The organism is Bradyrhizobium viridifuturi (assembly GCF_001238275.1).
Classification (GTDB): Bacteria; Pseudomonadota; Alphaproteobacteria; order Rhizobiales; family Xanthobacteraceae; genus Bradyrhizobium; species Bradyrhizobium viridifuturi.
In genome coordinates, this window is the sequence record NZ_LGTB01000014.1 from 123,399 (window position 1) to 146,995 (window position 23,597).

A 23,597-nucleotide genomic window follows, 5' to 3' on the forward strand; every position below is an offset into this window, starting at 1 on the left:
GTTTGCCTGCTTTCGCGTCAGCGTCGCTGACAGGATGAGCTGCGAGGGTCCTTGTCTCGCGGCAGATGACATGCAATCTTCCGCTCCCGGCAATGCTGTTCGAGAGCAACAAGAACAATAATCCCTCTCGTCCCTCCAATTCTGTCGAGGGCCTGATCATGTCGAATCCTACCCAAGCGACCTCCGCCCCGTGGCGGATAGGAGTCCTGTTTTCGCGAACCGGCTTCATGTCGGTCATCGAGGAAACCCAATATCAGGGCACGCAGCTTGCGATCGAAGAGGTGAACGAGGCGGGCGGAGTGTGCGGCCGCGAACTGGTTCCCGTCGCCTACGACCCCGGCTCGGACTCGGCCGCCTATGGCCACTACGCCAAACGGTTGATGGTGGAGGATCAGGTCAGCACTATATTCGGCTGCTACACCTCGTCGAGCCGCAAGGCGGTGCTGCCGGTCGTCGAACGGCTGAACGGCCTGCTTTGGTACCCGACGCTCTATGAGGGGTTCGAGGCGTCGCCGAACGTCATCTACACCGGCGCCTCGCCGAATCAGAACAGCCTCGCGCTGTGCCGCTATCTGATGGATACGTTCGGAACACGATTCTACTTCGTGGGTTCGGACTACATCTATCCGCGCGAGTCCAACCGGGTGATGCGCGAGCTGCTGAAGAGCAACGGCGGCTCGGTCGTCGGCGAGCGCTACGTCAATGTCTACGCGCGCTGGCAGGACTTCGTCCCGATCATCCAGGACATCAAGCGCGTCAGGCCCGATGTGATCTTCTCGACCGTCGTCGGCGAAGGCACCGTGTTCCTCTATCAGGCCTATGCCAATGTCGGGCTCGATCCGAAGCAGGTCCCGATCGCCAGCCTGACCACGACGGAAGCCGAAATCGCCGCCATGGGCTTCGACGTCGGCGAGGGGCACGTCACGGCGGCGTCCTATTTCCAGGGGGTCGAGGGCCGCGCCAACAACGCCTTCGTGCAGCGCTTCAAGAAGCGGTTCGGCGCCGACATCTCGACCAACATGTGCGCCGAGGCATCCTATTTCCAGCTGCATCTGTTCGCGAAGGCGCTCGAGCAGGTCAATTCGCTCGACACCGAAGTGCTCCGCTCCATGGTATTCGGCACCAGCTTCGATGCGCCGCAAGGTGCGGTTACCGTCAACCCGATGTCGGGGCATACCGATCTGTGGACCCGGATCGGACGCGCCAACCGCCAGGGGCAGTTCGATGTCGTCAGCCAGTCAAAAGAGCCGGTGCATGCCGATCCGTTCCTGATCGGATATGGTCGTGCAACGCAAACAGGAAGCGTCCAATGAACGAAATGTCGCGTAAGCCGCAGCTGAGCCGAGACGTCGGCGGACGCAAGACCATGGTTCAGGAACTCGCCGATCTCTCGGCCGTGGTGGTCGCACCGGTCGACGATCAGGTCGGCATGCTGCTGCGCGAACTGCAGCGATTCCGGATGCGGGTGCGTCAGGTCTGGCCGATGCCGGAAAGCGTTCCGGCCGATGCCGACGTGGTGTATTGCGAATATTCTCCTGACCTCGCGCGGCGCCTGCCGTGGATTCCCGGCGACGCGCGTTCGGCGCTGGTCGTGATCCTGCCGGCGACGGAGAGCGTGCACGCCGATGCGTTGTGTCATGCGACGCCGAACGCCGTGCTGCCGCGGCCGTTCACGCCGAATGCGGTGCTGTCGAGTCTCGTGCTGGCGCGCAGTCAGTTCGGTTACGAGCGGAGGCTGCGCAGCAAAATCGAGAAGCTCGACGACAATCTGCGTTCGATGCGCACGGTGGAACGCGCCAAGGCGATCCTGATGGCGACGCGGCAGATGCCGGAAACCGAAGCCTATGGCTTCATCAGGCGACAGGCGATGGATCGTCGCGTGTCGGCAAGCGCAGTCGCCGCGGCGATTGTTGACTCGTTCGAACTGCTTGGCTACGATCATCAACAGTAAGCCCCAATAGCGGGGCCGGCGGCGACAGCGCCGCCTTCGACACAACCGGCAACAAAGCCCTCCCAATGCTCGCGTAAGCGCGCATCGGGAGGGCTTTTTGTTTTTTCGGTCCTGAAGGGAGCTAAGGGATGAGCATTTCACGGCGGACTTTGCTGAGGAATACCGCGGCGCTTGGCGCGTTTGCCGGCGCCGGACTGCCGCATATCTGGATCAAGAACGCCGACCTCGCTTACGCCGCAGGCGGCGAGATCAAGGTCGGCGTGCTGTTCTCGCTGACGGGAACGACCGCGATCATCGAGGAATCGCTGAACAAGGCGACGCTGCTCGCGATCGAGGAAATCAACGCAGCCGGCGGCATCAAGGGCAGCAAGATCGTTCCGATCGTCGAGGATCCGGCCTCCGATCCGGCGACCTTCTCCGAGAAGGCGCGCAAGCTCGTCGTCGGCGACAAATGCGTCAGCGTGTTCGGCTCCTACACCTCGGCGAGCCGCAAGGCGGTGCTCCCGGTGTTCGAGCGGCAGAACAATCTCTATTGGTATCCGACGCTCTATGAAGGCCGCGAGTGCTCGAAGAACGTGATCTACACCGGCGCGGTGCCGAACCAGCAGCAGGACGAGTTCGTGCCGTGGCTGGTCAAGAAGTTCGGCAAGAAGTTCTATCTGATCGGATCCAACTACATCTATCCGAAGGAAGAGAACAACTACTGCAAGAAGCTGCTCGAGAAGCTCGGCGGCGAGGTCGTGGCGGAGGAATACGTCCCGCTCGGCCATTCCGAATTCTCTTCCGTCATCAACAAGATCCGCTCGACCCAGCCGAACGTGATCTTCTCCACCGTGGTCGGCGATTCCGTGGTCGCGCTGCATCGTCAGTACAAGGCCGCCGGGCTCGATCCCGAGAAGATGCCGATGGCCAGTCTCACGACGTCGGAGAACGAGGTTGCGGCGATGGGCGGTGAGGCCGCCGCGGGTCACTTCACCTCGGCGCCGTACTTCATGGTGCACAAGTCGCCGGAGAACGAGAAATTCGTCGAGGCCTACAAGAAGCGCTGGGGCGCCGACAAGGTGACGCATTTCGTCTCGGAGGCCTGCTACTTCCAGACCTATCTGTTCAAGCAGGCGGTCGAGAAGCTCGCGACCAGCGACCTGACGCCGCCGAACATCCGCGACGCGGTCAAGGGCCAGAGCATGATTGCGCCGCAGGGCAAGGTCCAGATCGAGCCGGAGAACCTGCACACCTGGCTGTGGCCCAAGATCGCGCAGGCGAAATCGAACGGCCAGTTCGAGATTCTCGTCGAGGCCAAGGAGTGGCTGAAGCCGGTGCCTTACGCGGCCTATCCCGGGCAGTCCTGTACCGAAAAGGGCCTGGTCGAGAAGAGCTGACGACGGGGGCTGACGAGGCCGTCGGCGTGCGGCGCCGGCGGCCGGCTCCCCGCGACGCCGCCTCTCGCGCAGATGCGTGCGAGCGGCAGGGCGCATCAAACGAACACTGAAGAGCGGATCCCGACGTGGACCAATTCATCGAACAAATCGTCACGGGCCTCAGCATCGGGTCGATCCTGCTGCTGGTCGCGCTCGGCCTGTCGATCATCTACGGCTCGATGGGCATCATCAATCTCGCCCATGGCGAGTTCGTGATGCTCGGCGCTTACGCGGCCTGGGTGTTCCACACCTATCTCGGGCTCGGCCTGCTGGCGAGCCTGGTTCCGATCTTCCTCGTGGTTGCCGCGTTCGGCTGGATCATCGAACGCTACGTCCTGAGCCTGCTCAACAACCGGCCGTTGGATACGATCCTCGCGACCTGGGGCGTCGGCATCATGCTGCAGCAGGCGGTGCGGCTGTCGGTCGGTAGCGAGCTGCGTTACGTGCAGCTGCCGCCGGCGCTGTCCGACAGCATGGACGTGTTCGGCATCTCGGTCTCGTCGTATCGGGTGTTCCTGTTCGTGGTGTCGATCGCGCTGTTCGGGGCGACCTGGTTGCTGATGAACCGGACGCCGGTCGGGATGAAGCTGCGTGCCATCATCCAGGACCGCTCGGTCGCCGCCTCGTTCGGCATCAACGCCAAGCGGGTCTATGCGCTGACATTTGCCTACGGTGCGGGCCTTGCGGGGCTGGCCGGTGCGCTGGTGTCGCCGCTCAAGAGCGTGTCGCCGGACATGGGCACCGGCTATGTGGTCGATGCCTTCATGGTGGTCGTGCTCGGCGGCGTGCAGAGCCTTGCCGGCACCGTGGCGAGCGCCTTCATCCTCGGCGAGCTCTCCGGCGGCATCGCCTTCCTGCAGAACGACACGGTCGCCAAGGCGATCGTGCTGCTCGCCATCGTCGTCCTCATCCGTTTCCGCCCCGAAGGGCTTTTCACCGCACGCGTGCGGGCCTGAGACAGATCGCTCATCTATGCCGTCGAATGCTCCCAACTCCAGCGGATTGCAGCGCCTGATCGCGCAGCTCGCACCGCTGCTCATTGTCTGCGCCGTGGTGTTCGCGCTCCCGGTGCTGCTCAACAACGACTTCCTGCTCAACAAGGTCGCGCGCTATCTGGTGCTCGGCATCCTCACGATATCGCTCGGGCTGTCCTGGGGCTTCGGCGGGATCCTCAATCTCGGCCAGGCGATGAGCTTCGGGCTCGGCTCCTACGCGATGGCGATGGCGCTGAAGCTCAAGACCGTTCCTGTGCATACCGGAGCAAGTGGCCTGCCGGACTTCATGGTCTGGAACAATGTTGCGCATCTGCCGTGGTTCTGGGAGCCGTTCCGCTCGCTGTCCTTTGCGATCGCCGCGGGCCTGATCGTGCCGGCGCTGGTCGCGGCGGCGCTCGGCTGGTTCATGTTTCGCGGGCGTGTGACCGGCGTCTACGTCTCGATCATCACGCTCGCCACCATGGTAGTGATCAATCTCGTGATCATCGACCAGCAGAGCTACACCGGCGGGTTCAACGGCATCACCGATCTCGCCCAGCTCGAGATCTTCGGCGTCGCCTTCGATGCCTATGGCCGCGCCACCTATTATCTCGTCGCCGGTTGCGTACTGCTCAGCCTGCTGGTCGCCTTTGCCTTCACCAAGTCCAAGGCCGGGCTGATCGTGCAGGCGATCCGCGATCATGAGAGCCGGGTGCGCTATTTCGGCTACGACGTCGCGCTCTACCAGATCTTCGTGTTCGCGCTGTCGGCGGCGATCGCGGGCCTGGCCGGTATGCTCTACACGGTCGTGATGGAGTTCGCTTCGCCGACCTTCCTCGGCGTGCAGCTATCGCTGTCAGTGTGGTTTGGTGCGCCGTCGGCGGCCGGCAAAGCCTGGTCGGGGCGTTCCTCGGCGCCGTGCTGGTGGCGGGCATGCAGGGCGCGCTGTCGGAATCCGCGGCCTTCCTCGAAACCTGGACGCTGGTGATGGGCGCGCTGTTCGTGCTCGTCGTGCTGTTCCTGCCGAAGGGTCTCGCCGGCCTAGCGCAAGTCATCCTGCGCTGGATCGTGCAGCGCCGCCAGGCCGCCAGCGGCCGCGTCGCGCAAGGCGTCGGCCAGACGGAGGGCAGCACATGAGCTCGCATCTCGATCTCCGCGACGTCTCGGTCAGCTTCAACGGTTTCAAGGCGCTCAACGCGCTCAACATGAGCGTGCGCAAGGGCGAGCTGCGCTGTCTGATCGGGCCGAACGGCGCCGGCAAGACCACGGCGCTGGACATCATCTGCGGCAAGGTCAAGCCGAGCAGCGGCACCGTCAGTTTTGACGGCACCGCGCTACAGGATCTCGAGGAATACGAGATCGCCCGCGCCGGCGTCGGCCGCAAGTTCCAGGTGCCGAGTGTGTTCCGCGAGCTCTCGGTCAGCGACAATCTCGAAGTGGCGCGGGCGCGCCGCACTTCGGTGCTGGGCAATCTGCGCTGGAACACCGGCAATTCCGGGCGCGAAGACATCGAACGCCTGGCCGAACTGGTCGGGCTCACCGAGCAGCTCGACCGGCCGGCGGCCTATCTGTCGCACGGCCAGACCCAGTGGCTGGAGATCGGCATGCTGGTCGCCCAGGACGCCGAGCTGATCCTGATGGATGAGCCGACCGCGGGCATGACCGCGCAGGAGACCCGCAAGACCGCCGAATTGTTCGCGCGGCTGAAGGGCAAGCACACGCTGATCGTGGTCGAGCACGACATGGGTTTTGTGAAAGCGATCGGCGACATCATCTCGGTGATGCATATGGGCCAGATGCTGGCTGAAGGCACCGCGGCGGAAGTGGAGGCACATCCGGAAGTGCGCCGCGCCTATTTGGGATCGGGAGGCATCAGCCATGCTTGAGCTGACCGACGTCGACGCGTTCTACGGCAACAGCCGCGCCTTGCAGGGGATCAACCTGATGGTCGGCAACGGCGAGTTCCTCTCGGTGCTCGGCCGCAACGGCGTCGGCAAGACCACGCTGATGCGCAGCATCCTCGGCCTGATGGACCGGGTCACCGGACGTCTTTCGCTCGACGGCGCCGACATCTCGCCGCTGCGGACCTATCAGCGCGCCAAGGCCGGCATCGCCTATGTGCCGCAGGGCCGCGGCATCCTGCCGAAATTCACCGTGCGGGAGAACCTGACGCTCGGCACCTTCGCAGCGAAATCAGCCAATGGCATCGAGGAATGGGTGCTCGAGCTGTTTCCGGTGCTCAAGGACTTCCTCAATCGCTACGGCGGCAATCTCTCCGGCGGCCAGCAGCAGCAGCTCGCGATCGCGCGTGCGCTGCTGGCCCAGCCCAAGGTCATCCTGCTGGACGAGCCGACCGAGGGCATCCAGCCAAACATCGTCGAGCAGATCGAGGACGTGATCACGCGCCTCAATCGCGACGCGGCATCACGGTCGTGCTGGTCGAACAGAATGTCGCGTTCGCGCGGCGTGCGTCTCACCGCTTCGCGCTGCTCGAAAAGGGACGCGTCGTCGCCAAGGGCGCGATCGGTGAGCTCACCGATGATCTCATCCAGCTGCACATGGCCGTGTAGCGGGAATTATCGTTCAAGAAAGGGAGTCGAGACATGTTGCATGGAGATATATCGAGCAGCAAGGACACGGTCGGCGTTGCCGTGGTCAATTACAAGATGCCGCGTCTGCACACCAAGGCCGAGGTGCTGGATAACGCGCGCAACATCGCCAAGATGGTCGAGGGCATGAAGCTCGGCCTGCCGGGCATGGATCTCGTGATCTTCCCGGAATACTCGACCCACGGCATCATGTACGACTCCAAGGAGATGTACGAGACGGCGTCGTCGGTGCCGGGCGAGGAAACCCGCATCTTCGCCGACGCCTGCCGCAAGGCCAAGGTCTGGGGCGTGTTCTCGCTGACCGGCGAGCGCCACGAGGAGCACCCCAACAAGGCTCCGTACAACACCCTGATCCTGATGAACGACAAGGGCGAGATCGTCCAGAAGTATCGCAAGATCATGCCGTGGGTGCCGATCGAGGGCTGGTATCCGGGCGACTGCACCTACGTCTCGGAGGGGCCGAAGGGCCTGAAGATCAGCCTGATCATCTGCGACGACGGCAACTACCCGGAGATCTGGCGTGACTGCGCGATGCGCGGCGCCGAGTTGATCGTCCGCTGCCAGGGCTACATGTATCCGGCCAAGGAACAGCAGATCCAGATCTCGAAGTCGATGGCCTGGGCCAACAACTGCTACGTCGCGGTCGCCAACGCCTCCGGCTTCGACGGCGTCTATTCCTACTTCGGCCATTCGGCGCTGATCGGCTTCGACGGAAGGACGCTCGGCGAGTGCGGCACCGAGGAGAACGGCATCCAGTACGCCCAGCTCTCGGTGTCGCTGATCCGCGACGCCCGCCGCAACATGCAGTCGCAGAACCATCTCTTCAAGCTGATGCACCGCGGCTACACCGGCTTGATCAACTCCGGCGACGGCGACCGCGGCCACGCGGTCTGCCCGTACACCTTCTACAAGAACTGGATCACGGACCCGGAGGGGACGCGGGAGATGGTCGAGGCCATGACCCGTCCGACCGTCGGGACGGATGAATGCCCGATCGAGGGCATCCCGAACCAGAAAGTCGCACATCGTTGATTTGAGAAGCCAGGCTGTGCCGGCGCGATCATGCGCCGGCACGTTCTCAAAACTGTTGCAAGGGGAAGCGGGGGTTACCATGAGCAGCCAAGCGAATAGCGGTATCGTTCACCAGACCGAGGGACAGATCGACGACCTTCTTGGTCATGAATTCGAGCACGAGCCGGTGCCGATCAGCGCCCGGCGCAGCGCCTTCTCGGTCACCATGGTGTGGCTAGGCTTTCCGATGATCATCACCGGCGCGATGACCGGTTCGCTGCTGGTGCTGGGCATGGGGTTCAAGAATGCGCTGGTGGCGATGATCATCGGCAATTTGATCATGTTCGCCTATGTCGGTGCGCTTGGCCTGATCGGCACGCGGAAGGGCATGAACTTCGCGCTGATCGCCAGCATCGTATTCGGCAGGAAGGGGTATGTGCTGGCGTCGGGCCTGCTGTCGACCCTGCTGCTCGGCTGGTATGCGGTGCAGACCGGGATCACCGGCGCACTGATCTCCTCGACCTACGGCCTCAACTATGTGGCGATGACCATCGTCGCCGGCGTGCTCTATATCGGGATCACCTTCGTCGGGGTGAAGGGACTGCACTATATCGGGCTGGCGTCGGTGCCGCTGTTCGTCGTGCTCGGCCTCTGGGTTGCCGCTGATGCCGCGTCGACCACGACGTCGGCTGCGATCTTCAGCTATGCCGGCAACAATGGCGTCGCCAGCATGTCGATGGGCGTCGGCCTCACCGTGGTGCTGGCGCTGTTCATCGACGCCGGAACGGTGACGGCGGACTTCAACCGCTGGGCACCGAGTCCGGGAGCGTCGCTGTTCGCCACGTTCAGCGCGTTTCCGTTCGCCAACCTGGTGGCGATGCTGGTCGGCGGCGTGATGACGGCGGCGCTCGCCGTGCCGAACGCCAATCCATTCGGTGTCGACAACATGTTCGGCTTCATGAACGGCAAGCAGCTGACCTGGCTCAGCATCCTCGCCTTCATCTTCCTCTACACCAATCTCGGCTCGGTGTGCTCACACTGTCTTTACAATGCGGCGACCGGCTGGTCGCGCATTCTCGGCACCAACATGCGGCTGATGGCCGTGATCCTCGGCGCCATCGGTATCGTCGTGGCGGCAGGCAACGTCTGGGCGTTCTTCATCCAGTGGCTGTCGCTGCTCGGCATCCTGGTGCCGCCGATCGGCGCCATCATCCTGGTCGATCAATATCTGCTGCGCACCGAGGCGCGTGCGGATGTCGACTGGCGCGCGAAGCCCTTCATTGCCTGGGGCATCGGGTCGCTGTGCGCTTTTGCGGTTGAAAACCTGATGCCGGGGCTGTCCACTGCGATCTCAGCCGCGCTGGTCGCCGGCATCGTGTACGGGGCGATCGCGCGGATGGACTCCTCGACCGAAAAGGTGGCGCGTCCCGCCTAAGCGATCAGCTCAATCAAGCAAGAAGGGTACATCAATGAGCGTCGACTATCAGATCTATGATCTCGGCAATTTGACTTTGCAGCGCGGCGCGACCCTCCGCGACTGCAAGCTTGCCTACAAGACGTTTGGCCAGCTCAACGCGGCCAAGGACAATGTGATCGTCTATCCGACCTGGTACTCCGGTCAGCACTACGACAATGAATGGCTGATCGGGCCGGGCATGGCGCTCGATCCGGCGAAGTACTTCATCATCATTCCGAACATGCTGGGCAACGGCCTGTCGTCGTCGCCGAGCAACACGCCGGAGCCCTATAACGGACCGCGATTTCCGCAGGTGACGGCCTATGACAATGTTCGCGCTCAGCACCGGCTGGTGACCGAGAAATTCGGCATCAAGCACATCCGCTTGGTGGTCGGATGGTCGATGGGCGCGTTGCAGACGTTCCATTGGGGCGCGCTTTACCCTGACATGATGGACCTGCTGGCGCCGTTCTGCGGCTCGGCGAAATGTTCGCGGCACAATTATGTGTTCCTCGAAGGCGTCAAGGCTGCGCTCACGGCGGACGCCGCGTGGAAGGAGGGCTGGTACACCGACAAGCCGGCCCGCGGCCTGCGCGCCGCCGCGCGGGTGTATGCGGGCTGGGGCTTCTCGCAGGCGTTCTATCGCGAGCAACTCGACATCAAGACGATGGGCTATTCGTCGCTGGAGGATTTCCTGGTGGCGTTCTGGGAGGGCTTCTTCCTGCCGAAGGATCCCAACAACTTGCTCACCATGCTGTGGACCTGGCAGAACGGCGACATCAGCGCCAACGAGATCTACAACGGCGACTTCAAGGCTGCGCTGCGGGCGATCAAGGCCAAGACCTATGTCATGCCGGGGCAGACCGATCTCTACTTCCCGCCTGAAGACAGCGAGAACGAGGTCGCGAACATGCCGAACGCCAAGTTCGTGCCGGTGCCGTCGATCTGGGGCCACTTCGCGGGCGGGCCGGGGACGAATCCGGTCGATGTCGCCTTCATCGATGGCAAGCTTAGGGAATTGCTCGCATCGTGATCTCGAACGATTGCGAACGGCTGCCTGCGCGATCATGGGAGGCGTGAGCTTGTCCAATCCCGCTCTGCTGCTCGACCAGTACCGCATCCGGCAGGAGCCGTATTACCGGCCGCTTAGGGATGAGGTCGAACTGTTCGGTGCGGCCTATGCGAGCCGCATGCCGGTGATGCTGAAAGGCCCCACCGGCTGCGGCAAGACCCGCTTCATCGAGTACATGGCCTGGCGGCTCGGCCGTCCGCTGATCACGGTCGCCTGTCACGAGGACATGACCGCGGCGGACCTGGTCGGGCGCTGGCTGCTCGATGCGGAGGGAACGGTGTGGAGCGACGGGCCGCTGACCACGGCCGTTCGTCTTGGCGCGATCTGCTATCTCGACGAGATCGTCGAGGCGCGTCAGGACACCACGGTCGTGATCCATCCTCTGACCGACGACCGCCGTGTGCTGCCGCTGGAAAAGCGTGGCGAGCTGATCCACGCCCATTCCGACTTCCAGCTCGTGATTTCCTACAATCCGGGCTACCAGAGTGCGATCAAGGACCTCAAGGAGTCGACCAAGCAGCGCTTTGCGGCGCTGGATTTCGGCTATCCGGACCGCTCGGCGGAGACCGAGGTGGTGTCGCGCGAGGCCGGCATCGAACCGAACCTTGCCGATCTCCTGGTGAGGATCGCGCAGCATAGCCGCAATCTGAAAGGTCAGGGGCTCGATGAGGGCGCGTCGACCCGGATGCTGGTCAATGCCGGCCGCTTGATCGGCTGCGGCATCAGCCTCGAGAAGGCCTGCGAGACCACGATCGTGGTCCCGCTGACCGACGATGCGGATACCAGGAACACGTTGCGCGACGTGATCTCGGCCTCTGCGTGAACGGGCGCTCACAGGTGGCCGTCGCGCAAATCAGTTCGCTCGATAGCTTCCGGTCCGGACGCCGGCTCGCGGCGCTGCTGCGCGGCCACGATGAGATCGGCTCGGCCGTGCAGGCGGCGCGGGCCGCATTGCAACGCGCAGGGTCGATCGATCACCTCGCGGCCTGGGATGAGGTGGTGCACGTCCTGTTCGGCGGCAATCTTGGCCACGCCGTGGTCTTGGTCTTTCTGCAACTGTCGGAGCAATGGCCGGCGCAGCGGTCGACCGATGATCTGATCGCGATCGGGCGCGCCGCAGGCGATATCGGCCGCGGCGCCGGCAGCCGCGCCGCTCATGCGTTGCTGATCGAATTGTCCAAGGTGCTGCCGCGGCTTGTCGGTGCCGGAGGACTCACCGCGGTTCTCGCCGCGCTTGGCCAACTCGCAAATGGTGGCCCGGAATCGGTGGGCCTTGCGATCGGCCGGCTGGAGCCGCTGCTCGTGCACGCCGGCGGTGAGGATTTCGCCGCCTGGGTGTCTGCCGGCTTGCGCGCGAGCGGCGGCCGGGCATCGCGGCGGCGCGCTTATTTCGCGCTCGACGATCCGCTTTCGGCACGGCTGTTCGCCGTCGGTCGCACCGGCGATGATTTTGCCCGGCTCGAGAAGCGTCTCGCTGCAACGACGCTTGCGCTGTGGAACAGAAGGCCGCGCTTCCGCAAGCTTGCCATGGCACCGACGCCGGTGCCGCGGCGCACTTCGCTCGCCGCCGGCTTCATCGGCCTCCCGGAGACCTTTCCCGGCTTCGCGGGCGAGGCGGCGGACACGGTCTATCTCGCGGCGGTCGCGCATGCCGGAGCCCACTTGGTGCATTCCAATGTGCGCTTTCCCGTGGGACGGCTGAAGGCGTTGCAGATCGCGCTGGTCTCGCTGATCGAGGATGCCAGGGTCGAGACGCTGGCGCTGCGCGAGATGCCCGGGCTGCGCCGGCTGTGGCTGCCGTTTCATAGCGCGACGCCCTCCGGTCAGGCAACCGCGGCGGGACTGATGATGCGATTGGCGCGGGCGCTGATCGATCCCAACTATCAGGATCCGGATGCGTGGGTGACCAAGGGACGACAGTTGTTTGCCGATGCCGCCGGCCGCTGCACGGATCCCGCCATCAGCCGCGAGATCGGCGGACTGCTCGGCAACGACATCGGGCAGATGCGGCTGCAGTTCAACGCCAAGAGCTACGTCTCGAACCGGCGTACCGCGACGACAATCTGGCGCTGTGGGATTTTGGCGATCAGCCGGACAGTCCGACCGAGACCATCGAACTTGCGGTCGATTCCGTGCGCGTGGAGCGTCGCGAGGACGCCGATGGACAGTCCACCGACGACAACGCAAGGCCCGACGAGACGCTGCGTGCGAAGGCCGCCGCGGTGACGCTGCTCGACGGATTTCCGGTCGCGACCTATCCGGAATGGGATTATGCCGCGCGGACCGAGCGGGCCGACTGGACAACGATCCTGGAGGCTGATGCCGTCGTCTCCGCGCGGCCGTTCGAACTGCCGACGGACACTGAGACGACCCGCTGGATCACGCGGTTGACCCGCGATGCGTCGATCGGCCGCCGGATCAGGCACAAGGCCCAGCGCGACGGCGAGGCGCTCGACACCGACGCGGCGATTGCGCTGACCATCGAGCGTCGCGCCGGCAGCATCAGCGAGCCAAGGGTCTACCAGCGCGATGCGCCGGGACCGCGTGATCTCGCCATTCTGCTGCTGCTCGACCTGTCGCAATCGACCGCCGACCGCGACCGCCGTGGCCGCACGGTTCTCGAGGTCGAGCGCAAGGCGGCCGCGATCATGGCAGCGGCGGTCGAGGCCGCCAATGATGCGATCGCGGTGCATGGCTTCAGCTCCGACGGCCGCGAGCGGGTGCGCTATCTGCGCGTCAAGGGCTTTGAGGAGCCGATGGATGCCGTGGTGCGCTCGCGTCTCGCGGGGCTTGGCAGCAGCCATTCCACCCGGCTTGGTGCGGCCTTGCGCCACGCCGGGGACTACCTTGAGGGACGACGCGCGTTCCGCAAGGTGCTGCTGGTCCTCACCGATGGCGAGCCGTCCGACGTCGATGTGCCGGATCCGCAATATCTCGTGGAGGACGCGCGCCGGGCCGCGCAGCAATTGCGGCGGCGTGGCACCGATATTTTTGCTTTCGGTGTCGGAGAACACCGATTTCCCCAGCTCGATCGCATTTTCGGCGAGCGCCATGCGCTCCGGGTACCGCGCATCGAGGTGCTGCCGCACCGGGTGATGCAGCTCTACGCGGAACTGAAGAAATAGAGAGTGCCGCCGTCGAGCTGCCGGCGACCTCCCGCGCGCCTACGCACCGCTGTTCTTGTCGATTGTGCTTTTTGATCTGTCTTTGCCTGTTGAGCGCCGGTGCCGACCTCGCGATGGGACAAGAGAGCCTGAACGCCTCGGCGGCGCGCCCTGAGCGAAGCCTCGAACACGGCGGGGGCCGCGACGGTGGTGGTGATGAGCAGAAGCGTCGCGGCAGCGACAAGCAGAGCCAGTACGATCCGAACAGCGCCTTTCAGGTGATCGGCGACGGCCAATTGACGGCGGAGCAGATGAAGAAGCTGACGCCGGACGAGCGGCGCCAGGTTGTGAACTAATGCATGATCCGGAAACGTGCGAAGCGGTTTTCCGAAGAGACCATGCTCAAACAGAGAGCTAACGCGCGATGGCCTGACGTGCAGGTTCCGCTTCATCTCGCCCGCATTTGCGGGCGGGCGGCGCTTTGCACAATTTCGGAATATTAGAAGAATATCCCTGAGTTGCCCGACGAGTCAAGTTGCTCCATCGAACGCCCGCGGCCGCCGGCTCCTTTGCATGGGGTTGTTTTCGATATTTTGGCAGCGTGCACCTGCGGCCGCAGGGCTTCGGCGACACCGGCTAGCCGGTCGCCCGGGGCAGGGAGCCCTTTGCCGTGATCTCGGCCGAGAGCTCCTCGATGGTCTTGCGCTGTTCCATGGCGGTTCGCCGGATCAGCGCGAAGGCGGCCGGCTCGGCCAGGGCATGCGTGTGCATGACCTGAAGCACCGCGGCGAGCACGACGCGCCGCGATCGAAGGCGCTGGTCGAGCTTGACGATCTGCTGCTTCAGCTCGTTGGTGCGCTCGCTTCGTTCGAACGCCAGCACCAGTGCGGCATAGATACCGGCCGAGCGCAGCGGCTTGACCAGGAACGAGGCCGGATCGAGGTCGAGCACCAGCTTCAGGCGGCTCGGCGTCTCGGTGCCGAGCAGGGCGATCACCGGGCTTCGTCCGAGCGCGGCGCGCTGCGCCGGTGAGGTGAGCGGCAGGAACTCGTCGTCGATCAGCGCCACATCTGGCCGGCAGTCGATCGTGGCGCCGGGCTCCCAGCTCACGATGTCGATCCCGAGGCGCTCGAACTGGCGCCTGACGATGGTGGCGTCGCGCTCGTCCCTGATGGCAACGAGTGCCTTGCGCCCGCGCAGCGAAAATGACGACGGCTTGCTCATTTCACCACCCGCAAATGCGGCGCATTCGGCAACGTTCCATCCCTGGCGGGGCTGGCGGCGATGTCGAGCTGCGTCAGATAGGGATCCGGCTTAACTGGAGCTTCAGCTTCCCAGAAGATGTCGAACTGTCCTGCGGCGTTGGAGACGGCCAGCCGCGGCGTCAGGACGCAGTGGTTGTTGCTGCCGTCGATCCAGACCGGACCTTGCGGCGAATTGTAGCGATGGCCGGCCGCGGCACGCCGTACCTCGCCGATATCGGAGGTGCCGGCCCGTTGTAGCGCGCGGGCCAGCAGATAGACCGCGACATAGGCGGATTGCCCGTCCACCGACGGGCTGGAGTGCTCGCCGTGACGCGCCTTCCAGCGTGCGACGAAGGCCTGGTTTTCGGGCAGGCGAATGCTTTCGAAATAGGCCGACGAGGTGATGCACCCGGCCGATGCGGGGCCGGCGATCTTCAGCTCGGGCTCGCACAGGCTGCAGCTCAGCATCGGGATGTCGAGACCCGCAGCGGTGGTCGCCGCATGGAAGGCGCGAATGAAGTCATAGCTCGAGCTGCCGACCAGCGTGTTGAAGACGACCGGCGGCCGGCGCCGCACGATCTCGTCGACGATGTGCGTGACCGCACTTTCGCCGAGCTCGAGCAGGCGTTCGGCGAGGATCTTTCCCCGCGCTGCCGTCACCAGCTCGCGGGTGACGCGGTTGGTTTCCCAGGTCCAGACATAGTTGGAGCCGACGCAGAAGATCTCGCGCGACAGATTGTCGAGCACGTAGCGCACCAGCGGCAGCACGTTGTGGTTGGGCGAGGCGCCGACATAGATGACGTTGTCGGAGCACTCGAACCCCTCGTAACGCGCCGGATACCAGAGCAGGCGGTCGGTGCGCTCGACGATCGGCAGCACCTGCTTGCGCGACGCCGAGGTGTAGCAGCCGATGATGTGCTCGACCCCGACATTGCGAATGAGGTCGTCGCAGACCGTATGGTACTCGGAAATGATTCCGCGGGGATCGCGGACATGCGCTGATATCGCGAAGTCGAACTCGTCCTGCTCGTTGATCTCGTCGACCGCCATCATGGCGCTCTTCAGGATCTCGCGTCCCATGGCCTGATAGGGCCCATGCTGCGAGCAGATAATGCCAACGGGAATGGACGGCTTGGTCATTGAGGACTTTCAGTGCGACGCGCGAAGGAAATCATCTTCGCAGAGGTCGGTGCAAGAGGTCATGCTGATTTGCTGCGCATGCACCTTGCGAAATTTGTGCAGCCAGCCTCGTTGACAACGCGCTGCACACCTCCTTAGAATTTTCTCCTACAGGGCTTCCTGTCGAACCTTGCGCGCGTCGATCTGGCCGATGACGTCCCGATCGCCGCGCAGAGTGCTCCGTTCGATCAGGTCCCTTGCGATAGATCATAGCCGCGGCATTTGGGCCATTCGTCACCTTCGTTTTGGAGGGGCGGGTGGCTTTTTGCTTTTGCCGCCGAACAAATTGGCGACACGCCCGTGTCGTCAAGCCGGAGGCGCATGCGCGGCGATGGGCAGTGCCTGCGCGTGCATCGTGCCAAATGCGGTGCCAAGTGCGGGGAAGGGAAACGATGCCGACGTCGGAACTTCACTATCTCGGGCTGATCGAGATCGGACAACAAATCCAGTCCAGGAAGCTCTCGCCGGTCGAGGTGACCAAGGCGATGCTCGGGCGGATCGAGCAACTCGACGGCAAGCTCAAGAGCTACGCCTATGTGATGGGCGAGGCGGCGCTTGCCGAAGCCGCAGCAGCGGAGAAGGACATCGCATCCGGCAAGATCAAGGGGCCGCTGCACGGCGTGCCGATCGCGGTCAAGGATCTGTGCTGGGCCAAGGCGCGCCCGCCGCGCACGGCATGACCATCCATCGCGACTTTCGTCCCAGCGAGGACGCCACGGTCGTGGCGCGGCTGAAGGAGGCCGGCGCGATCATTCTCGGCAAGCTGCAGCAGACCGAGGGCGCCTATGCCGACCATCATCCGAAGATCGATCCGCCGAAGAACCCGTGGAACGCCGATCTGTGGTCCGGCGCGTCCTCGAGCGGTTCCGGCGTCGCCACCGCCGCTGGGCTTTGCTTCGGTTCGCTTGGAACCGATACCGGCGGGTCGATCCGCTTTCCCTCGGCCGCCAACGGCATCACCGGATTGAAGCCGACCTGGGGGCGCGTCAGCCGTTACGGCGCGTTCGAACTCGCGGCGACGCTCGATCACATCGGCCCGATGGCCCGCAGTGCTGCTGATTGCGGCGCGATCCTCGCTGTGATTGCTGGCCAGGATCCGAAGGACACCACGTCCGTGCCGTTGCCGGTGCCGGATTATCTCGCGGGTCTCACCGGAGATCTGCGCGGCGTGTCGATCGGCGTTGATCGGCGCTGGACCAGCGAGGGCACCGACGAGGCGGCCGGCAAGGTGCTCAGCGAAGGTCTGCGGGTGGCCGCCGACCTCGGTGCCAAGATCAAGGACATCACGTTCCCCGATCCGAAGGCCGTGATCGAGGATTGGTTCCCGCTGTGCGGCATCGAAGTGGCCGTTGCGCATGAAGAGACCTATCCCGCACGCAAGGACGAATACGGCCCGGCGCTTGCCGGCTTGCTCGATCTCGGCCAGGCGCAATCGGGCCTGGACTATCAGAAGATCGTGCTGCGGCGCGAAGCGTTCCGCGGCGCGGTGCGGCTGCTGTTCGAGACCGTCGATCTCATCGCGGTTCCGGCACAGGCATTCGCTGCGCCGACATTGGCCAAGATGGCGGCGCTCGGTGAAGACCCGTCGCTGATCACTGGGCTGCTGCGCTTCACCTGTCCGTTCGACATGACCGGCAGCCCGACCGTGACGCTTCCGGGCGGCTTCGCCCCGAACGGCGGCCCGGTCGCCTTCCAGTTCGTCGGCCGTCATTTCGACGAGGCGAGCCTCGTGCGGGCGGGCGATGCCTTCCAGCGCGTCACCGACTGGCACAAGCGCCATCCCGCGATCTGAGCCCAAGGAGCTGTCAGCATGACCGAAGACTGGTTGAAGAGTTCCATCATGGCCAGGCGGGCCGTTGCCAAGGGCGCGACCGGCACGACCCATAGTTTGACGATCGAGCAACAGGGCGGCTTCCATTACGTCTATGGACCCTATGCCAAGCCGACGCTGTCGATCGATCCCGGCGGCGTGGTCGTTGTCGAGACCGAAGACGCCTTCGGCGGAGTGCTGACCAGCGAAAGCGACAGCCCGACGGCCAAGCTGAACTTCCCGTACCTCAATCCGCAATGCGGGCCGATCGCGGTAAAGGGCGCCAAAAAGGGCGATTGTCTCGCGGTCTATATCCGCGACGTTGAGACCCGCGGCGCGCAGCCGGCCGGCACCACCTGCATCATTCCGGAGTTCGGCGGCCTGGTCGGGACCGCATCGACCGCACTGCTCAATCCGCCGCTGCCCGAGCGGGTCAAGAAGCTGCATGTCGACCGCAACGGCGTGCGCTGGAACGACAAGATCACGCTGCCCTACGAGCCGTTCATCGGCACGATCGGCGTGTCGCCCGAGATCGAGGCGATCTCCTCGCTGCAGCCCGACTATCACGGCGGCAACATGGACCTGCCCGACGTCGCGCCCGGCGCGATCATCTATCTGCCGGTGCATGCTGAAGGCGGGCTGCTCTATGTCGGTGACTGCCACGCGACCCAAGGCGATGGCGAGCTTTCGGGCGTTGCGCTCGAGCAGCGCGCGACCGTGACGCTGCAGATCGACCTGATCAAGAACTGGAGCTTTGCCTGGCCGCGGCTCGAGACGGCTGACTTCATCATGACGATCGGCAGCGCGCGCCCGCTCGAGGACGCGGCGCGGATCGCCTATCGCGAGCTGGTGCGGTGGATGAGCGCCGATTACGGCTTCGACGAGATCGACGCCTACATGCTGCTCAGCCAGGTCGGCCGGATGCGGCTCGGCAACATGGTCGATCCCAAATACACGATGGGGGCGTCGATCCTGAAGAATTACCTCAAGGCGTGAACTTCCAACAATCATTCAACGACAAGGAACATCGCGATGAATTCGGGGCGAATAGTTGGAATGGCTTTGCTTGGCGCAATGCTTGGAATCGCGGCAACAGGTAGCACGCAGGCGGCGGAACCGCCGCTGAAGGTCGGCTTGCTGGAGGACGTCTCCGGCGATCTCGCGTTCATGGGCATGCCGAAGCTGCACGGATCGCAGCTGGCGGTCGAGGAGATCAACAAGAGCGGCGGCATTCTCGGCCGCCAGATCGAACTGATCCACCTCGATCCCCAAGGTGACAACGCCCGCTATCAGGAATTCGGCCGCCGCCTACTCAATCGCGACAAGGTCGACGTGCTGATCGGCGGCATCACCTCGGCTTCGCGCGAGGCATTGCGTCCGATCGTCGATCGCACCACCACGCCGTACTTCTATACGAACCAGTATGAAGGCGGTGTCTGCGACGCCAGCATGATCAGCATGGGCGCTGTGCCGGAGCAACAGTTCTCGACGCTGATCCCCTGGATGGTCCAGAAGTTCGGCAAGAAGGTCTACGTCATCGCCGCCGACTACAATTTCGGCCAGATCTCCGCGGAGTGGAATCGGAAGATCATGAAGGACCTCGGCGGCGAGGTCGTCGGAGAGGAGTTCATCCCGCTCGGCGTCTCGCAGTTTGCGCAGACGATCCAGAACATCCAGAAGGCGAAGCCGGATTGGCTGCTGACCATCAATGTCGGCGCGGCGCAGGACTCGTTCTTCGAGCAGGCGGCCGCGGCCAATCTCAATCTGCCGATGGGCTCGTCGATCAAGATCATGCTCGGCTTCGAGCACAAGCGGTTCAAGCCGCCGGCGCTCAACAACATGCATGCGACCGCGAACTGGTTCGAGGAGATCGACACGCCTGAAGCCAACGACTTCAAAAAGCGCTGGCACGCCAAGTTCCCCGATGAGCTCTACATCAATGACATGGGCTACAACGCCTACAACGCGCTCTACATGTACAAGGCGCTGGTCGAGAAGGCGAAATCGACCAAGCTCGAGGACATGCGCAAGGTGATCGCGACCGGCGATGCCTGCATTGACGCGCCCGAAGGCAAGGTCTGCATCGATCCGAAGAGCCAGCATACCTCGCACCGCATGCGCCTGATCTCGGTCGGGCCGAAGCATGAAGTGACCGTCGAGAAGGACTACGGGACGATCCAGCCGTACTGGCTCGGCGAGATCGGTTGCGATCTCACCAAGAAGAACGACAAGGATCAGTACACGCCGAGTCATCTTCCCAGCAAATCGTGACGCGTGCGGGCACGAATCTTGCTCGTGTTATTGCGTCATGACTTCCAAGCGAACCGGCGCCGCAATGCTGCGGCGCCGTGACCACGGAGAGCGGAATGTCGGCTGAACTCTTCTCGGTATTCTATCAGTTCGCCGACGTCTTCGCGTTTCTGATCCTGTCCGCGGCGGGCCTTGCCATCGTGTTCGGCATGATGGGCGTCATCAACATGGCGCATGGCGAGTTCATCATGTGCGGCGCCTATGTGACGGTCGGGCTGGTGAACCTCGGCGTCCCACTCCCGATTGCCCAGATCCTCGCCGCGCTGACCGCAGGGATCATCGGCATGATTGTCGAGCTGCTGATCGTGAGGCGCTTCTACAAACGTCCACTGGACTCGCTGCTCGCGACCTGGGGCCTCAGCCTGATCGTGACGCAGTCGATGTTGCTGATTGTTGGCTCCGCCGTCCGCGGCATCGGCACCCCGGAGGGAAGCTTTGCGATCGGCGGCTATACTTTCTCGACCTACCGCCTTGTGCTGTTCTTCTGCGCGGTGGCGGTGCTGGCCGGGCTCTACATCATCTTCATGAAGACGCGCTTTGGTGTGATCGCGCGGGCAACGATGCAGAACGCCGCGATGGCGAAGGCGCTCGGTGCGCGCACCGGGCGCATCTACTCGATCAGCTTCGGGATCGGTACCGCGCTCGCGGGGCTCTGCGGTGCGCTCTATGCGCCGACCATGACGCTGATCCCGACCATGGGCGCGACCTTCGTAGTCGAGAGCTTCGTGACCGTGGTGATCGGCGGCGCCAACGTGCTGCTCGGGACTGCGCCGGCGGCGGTGTTCCTGGCGATGATCCGGATGGCGCTGAATGCGAGCTACGGGCAGATCATCGGGCAGATCGGCATGCTGTTTGCTGTCATCCTGATCATTCGAGTGCTGCCCGAAGGGCTATCCAGCGTGCTGGTGCGTCGTGGGCGCTAGACGGGAATTTCCGATGCTCAAGCTGCTCGACGGTCCACAGACGCTCGGACGCGGCAGGATCTTCTGGTCCTGCTTTCTTGCCGTGCTGGCGGGCGCGCTGATCTATCCGCTGTTCGCCGATTCCTATGATGTCGGCAATTTCGCCTACTTCCTGATCTGGATCTTCATGGCGCTCGGGCTCTGCCTGATGTGGGGCTACGGCGGCATGCTATCGTTCGGCCAGACCTTCTTCTTCGGCATTGCCGGCTACGGCTATGGCGTGCTGGCCATCAACATGGGCGGTGGAACGGCGACGATCGCTGCGCTCGTGCTGTCGGTTGTCATCGCGATGATCGCGGCGGGAATCCTCGGCTATTTCATGATCTGGGGCGGCATCAGCGGAATCTTCTTCGGCATCGTCACTCTGTCGGCGACGCTGGTGCTCGCTTTCTTCCTCGGGCAGACCGCCGGGCCCGAATGGCATATCGGTTCGGCGCGGCTGAACGGCTTCAACGGCATGAAGGGGATGGACCCGCTCACTGTCGGCAGCTTCGACATCGAAGGATCGGCGCTCTACTACGTCATGATCGCGCTGATCGTGATCGTCTACATCGCGCTGCGGATGCTGGTGAACTCGAGCGTCGGCAACGTGATCGTGGCGACGCGGGAAAACCCGCAGCGCGCCGAGATGCTTGGTTACGACGTCCGCAAGTATCAGCTCCTGACCTTCGTGATCGGCAGCGGCCTCGCGGGGCTCAGCGGTGCGCTGTACACGTCCTGGGGCCAGTTCATCACGCCGTCCAGCATCGGACTGCCGGCCGCCGCCATGCCGATCGTGTGGGTCGCGTTCTCCGGGCGCAACGATCTGACCGCGACCTTGGTCGGCTCGTTCCTGCTGCTGTTCGGCTTCCAGACCATTACCGTCTACAGCCAGCAGGCGGCGCTGGTGCTGATGGGCGTGCTGCTGCTCGCCACCGTGATGCTGGCGCCGCAGGGCTTCGTGTTGGGCATCGGCAAGCTCGTTGTCGATTGGTGGAGCAGGCGACGGCGGCGCAACGAGAGCCCCGCGCTCGCCGATGCCGGCCGTCTGCAATCGGATGAGACCTGATCCATGGCACTGGTCGATGTGAAAGGCGTGTCCAAGCGTTTTGGCGGTCTGACGGCGGTCTCCGACGTCGACCTGACGGTCAATGCCGGCGAGGTGCACTGCCTGATCGGGCCCAATGGTGCCGGGAAGAGCACGCTGTTCAAGCTGATCGTCGGCCTCTATCCGCCGACCGCGGGCAGCATCTTCTTCGACTCGGTCGATATCACCACTGAGCGTCCCTACGCACGGGTGCAACGGGGCATGAGCATCAAGATGCAGGCGCCGAGCGTGTTCAAGGAGCTGCCGGTGCGGCAGAACATCCAGATCGCTCTCCAGGAGCGGCTTGCGGGTGCCGAACGCAACGCCGAAGAGGACCGGCTGCTGTCGCTGCTCAATCTGGCTGACGACTGCGGCAAGCTGGCCGGCGCGTTGTCGCATGGCCAGCAGCAATGGCTCGAGATCGGAATGGCGCTGGCATTGCGGCCGCAGCTCCTGCTACTGGACGAGCCGACCGCCGGCATGTCGCCGGAGGAGACTTACAAGACCGGCGAGCTGATCAAGTCGTTCAATGCCGAGGGCATGACGGTCCTCGTCGTCGAGCACGACATGGCGTTCGTGCGGCAGGTCGCCCAGCGCGTCACCGTTCTGCATCTCGGCAAGATCTTCGCGCGCGGCAGCCTCGAGGCTATCCTGGAAGACGAGCAGGTTGCCGAAATCTATCTGGGTAAGACCCATGCCCACTGATCGCATTCTGGACGTCTCGGGACTCTGGGCCGGCTACGGCGCGACGCCGATCCTGCAGGGCGTCAGCATGCAGGTTTCGCGCGGCGAGATCGTCGGGGTGATCGGCCGCAACGGCGTCGGCAAGTCGACGCTGATGCGCTGCCTGATCGGCCTGCTGCAGAGCTGGCGGGGCACCATCACCTTCATGGATCAGGACGTGACGCAGCTCGAGGCCGACGCGCGGGCGCGCGCCGGCTTCGGCTACATCCCGCAGGGCCGCGACGTGTTTCCGCAGATGACCGTCGAGGAGAATCTGCAGGTCGGCGAGTTGATCGGCGGGCCGGATGGAAAGAAGCTCCCCGAACTGGTCTATGCGTATTTTCCGCGCCTGAAGGAGCGCCGGCGGCAGATCGCAGGCACCATGTCGGGCGGCGAGCAGCAGCAGCTTGCGATCGGCCGCGCGCTGATCGGCAATCCGTTGCTGATGATCCTCGACGAGCCGTCCGAAGGCATCCAGCCCTCGATCGTGCAGCATATCTGCGAGGCGCTGAAGTCGTTCCGGGAGGAACTGGGGACGACGATCATCATCGTCGAGCAGAATCTCGACACCATCCTTGCTGTCGCGCAGCGCTGCTACATCATGGAGAAGGGCAAGATCACGCGATCGCTGGCTGGCGACGATGTCAACGAAGACAATGTGCGCGCGCAGCTCCTGCTTTGATCCGCCGCGCAATCTGGTTCGGAAGT

At 64.0% G+C, this 23,597-nt stretch carries 22 protein-coding genes and 2 pseudogenes; 22 read left to right on the forward strand and 2 right to left on the reverse strand.

The features are described from left to right. Positions 1-158 precede the first annotated feature (158 nt). The 15 genes and pseudogenes from ALC15_RS14970 (at position 159) to ALC15_RS15040 (ending at position 13,951) form a co-directional block, all read left to right on the forward strand. Positions 159-1,313 carry a transporter substrate-binding domain-containing protein gene (locus ALC15_RS14970; RefSeq protein ID WP_050627943.1) on the forward strand — a complete coding sequence of 385 codons (1,155 nt, stop codon included), beginning with the start codon at positions 159-161 and terminating at the stop codon, positions 1,311-1,313. After that, the gene (locus ALC15_RS14975; RefSeq protein ID WP_050627886.1) at positions 1,310-1,951 is read left to right on the forward strand and encodes an ANTAR domain-containing response regulator; all 642 of its coding nucleotides are present in this window, start codon (positions 1,310-1,312) and stop codon (positions 1,949-1,951) included. Before ALC15_RS14970 ends, ALC15_RS14975 begins: the two co-directional genes overlap by 4 nt. A gap of 128 nt (positions 1,952-2,079) precedes the next feature. Then, complete coding sequence (locus ALC15_RS14980) at positions 2,080-3,330, forward strand: transporter substrate-binding domain-containing protein (RefSeq protein ID WP_050627887.1); 1,251 nt, start codon at positions 2,080-2,082, stop codon at positions 3,328-3,330. Between the two features lie 125 nt (positions 3,331-3,455). After that, a complete protein-coding gene (gene urtB, locus ALC15_RS14985; RefSeq protein ID WP_050627888.1) occupies positions 3,456-4,325 on the forward strand; it encodes an urea ABC transporter permease subunit UrtB in 870 nt (289 codons plus the stop codon). Between the two features lie 16 nt (positions 4,326-4,341). After that, the gene (locus ALC15_RS14990; RefSeq protein ID WP_050627889.1) at positions 4,342-5,331 is read left to right on the forward strand and encodes an ABC transporter permease subunit; all 990 of its coding nucleotides are present in this window, start codon (positions 4,342-4,344) and stop codon (positions 5,329-5,331) included. Beyond that, a complete protein-coding gene (locus ALC15_RS46220) occupies positions 5,277-5,480 on the forward strand; it encodes a hypothetical protein (protein ID WP_050627890.1) in 204 nt (67 codons plus the stop codon). Before ALC15_RS14990 ends, ALC15_RS46220 begins: the two co-directional genes overlap by 55 nt. Next, the gene (gene urtD / locus ALC15_RS15000; RefSeq protein ID WP_050627891.1) at positions 5,477-6,229 is read left to right on the forward strand and encodes an urea ABC transporter ATP-binding protein UrtD; all 753 of its coding nucleotides are present in this window, start codon (positions 5,477-5,479) and stop codon (positions 6,227-6,229) included. The genes ALC15_RS46220 and urtD overlap by 4 nt, the downstream gene beginning before the upstream one ends. Further along, positions 6,222-6,913: pseudogene (gene urtE / locus ALC15_RS15005) on the forward strand (urea ABC transporter ATP-binding subunit UrtE). Before urtD ends, urtE begins: the two are co-directional and overlap by 8 nt. Before the next feature lie 33 nt (positions 6,914-6,946). Then, positions 6,947-7,984 (forward strand): aliphatic amidase, encoded by a 1,038-nt coding sequence (locus ALC15_RS15010; RefSeq protein ID WP_016845713.1) that lies wholly within the window; start codon positions 6,947-6,949, stop codon positions 7,982-7,984. Between the two features lie 79 nt (positions 7,985-8,063). Further along, positions 8,064-9,398 carry a purine-cytosine permease family protein gene (locus ALC15_RS15015; RefSeq protein WP_050627892.1) on the forward strand — a complete coding sequence of 445 codons (1,335 nt, stop codon included), beginning with the start codon at positions 8,064-8,066 and terminating at the stop codon, positions 9,396-9,398. A gap of 34 nt (positions 9,399-9,432) precedes the next feature. Continuing rightward, complete coding sequence (locus ALC15_RS15020; RefSeq protein WP_050627893.1) at positions 9,433-10,452, forward strand: alpha/beta fold hydrolase; 1,020 nt, start codon at positions 9,433-9,435, stop codon at positions 10,450-10,452. Between the two features lie 49 nt (positions 10,453-10,501). After that, positions 10,502-11,314 carry a CbbQ/NirQ/NorQ/GpvN family protein gene (locus ALC15_RS15025; protein ID WP_283806270.1) on the forward strand — a complete coding sequence of 271 codons (813 nt, stop codon included), beginning with the start codon at positions 10,502-10,504 and terminating at the stop codon, positions 11,312-11,314. A 14-nt stretch (positions 11,315-11,328) separates the two neighbouring features. Beyond that, positions 11,329-12,717 (forward strand): hypothetical protein, encoded by a 1,389-nt coding sequence (locus ALC15_RS44150; protein ID WP_050627895.1) that lies wholly within the window; start codon positions 11,329-11,331, stop codon positions 12,715-12,717. Next, the gene (locus ALC15_RS15035; RefSeq protein ID WP_050627896.1) at positions 12,630-13,616 is read left to right on the forward strand and encodes a nitric oxide reductase activation protein NorD; all 987 of its coding nucleotides are present in this window, start codon (positions 12,630-12,632) and stop codon (positions 13,614-13,616) included. Before ALC15_RS44150 ends, ALC15_RS15035 begins: the two co-directional genes overlap by 88 nt. 89 nt (positions 13,617-13,705) lie before the next feature. After that, positions 13,706-13,951 carry a hypothetical protein gene (locus ALC15_RS15040; RefSeq protein ID WP_050627897.1) on the forward strand — a complete coding sequence of 82 codons (246 nt, stop codon included), beginning with the start codon at positions 13,706-13,708 and terminating at the stop codon, positions 13,949-13,951. 280 nt (positions 13,952-14,231) lie between these two features. Here ALC15_RS15040 and ALC15_RS15045 read toward each other — a convergent pair whose 3' ends face one another. After that, entirely contained in the window at positions 14,232-14,819 is a 588-nt protein-coding gene (locus tag ALC15_RS15045; protein WP_050627898.1) for an ANTAR domain-containing response regulator, read from the reverse strand. Beyond that, the gene (locus ALC15_RS15050; protein ID WP_050627899.1) at positions 14,816-15,979 is read right to left on the reverse strand and encodes a transporter substrate-binding domain-containing protein; all 1,164 of its coding nucleotides are present in this window, start codon (positions 15,977-15,979) and stop codon (positions 14,816-14,818) included. Before ALC15_RS15050 ends, ALC15_RS15045 begins: the two co-directional genes overlap by 4 nt. A gap of 431 nt (positions 15,980-16,410) precedes the next feature. Between ALC15_RS15050 and ALC15_RS15055 the strand changes: the two are divergent. The 7 genes and pseudogenes from ALC15_RS15055 to ALC15_RS15085 all read left to right on the forward strand — a co-directional run bounded on the left by ALC15_RS15055 (position 16,411) and on the right by ALC15_RS15085 (position 23,571). Continuing rightward, positions 16,411-17,810, forward strand: a pseudogene (locus ALC15_RS15055) (amidase). Positions 17,811-17,828: 18 nt separating this feature from the next. Further along, a complete protein-coding gene (locus ALC15_RS15060; RefSeq protein WP_050627900.1) occupies positions 17,829-18,824 on the forward strand; it encodes an acetamidase/formamidase family protein in 996 nt (331 codons plus the stop codon). A 60-nt stretch (positions 18,825-18,884) separates the two neighbouring features. Then, positions 18,885-20,099, forward strand: coding sequence for an urea ABC transporter substrate-binding protein (locus ALC15_RS15065; RefSeq protein WP_050627901.1), 1,215 nt, complete (start codon positions 18,885-18,887; stop codon positions 20,097-20,099). 95 nt (positions 20,100-20,194) lie between these two features. Then, the gene (locus ALC15_RS15070) at positions 20,195-21,061 is read left to right on the forward strand and encodes an ABC transporter permease subunit (protein WP_050627902.1); all 867 of its coding nucleotides are present in this window, start codon (positions 20,195-20,197) and stop codon (positions 21,059-21,061) included. Between the two features lie 13 nt (positions 21,062-21,074). Next, a complete protein-coding gene (locus ALC15_RS15075; RefSeq protein WP_050627903.1) occupies positions 21,075-22,148 on the forward strand; it encodes a branched-chain amino acid ABC transporter permease in 1,074 nt (357 codons plus the stop codon). Positions 22,149-22,151: 3 nt separating this feature from the next. Next, complete coding sequence (locus ALC15_RS15080; RefSeq protein ID WP_050627904.1) at positions 22,152-22,871, forward strand: ABC transporter ATP-binding protein; 720 nt, start codon at positions 22,152-22,154, stop codon at positions 22,869-22,871. Further along, complete coding sequence (locus ALC15_RS15085; RefSeq protein ID WP_094193898.1) at positions 22,861-23,571, forward strand: ABC transporter ATP-binding protein; 711 nt, start codon at positions 22,861-22,863, stop codon at positions 23,569-23,571. The genes ALC15_RS15080 and ALC15_RS15085 overlap by 11 nt, the downstream gene beginning before the upstream one ends. The last annotated feature ends 26 nt before the right edge of the window (positions 23,572-23,597 follow it).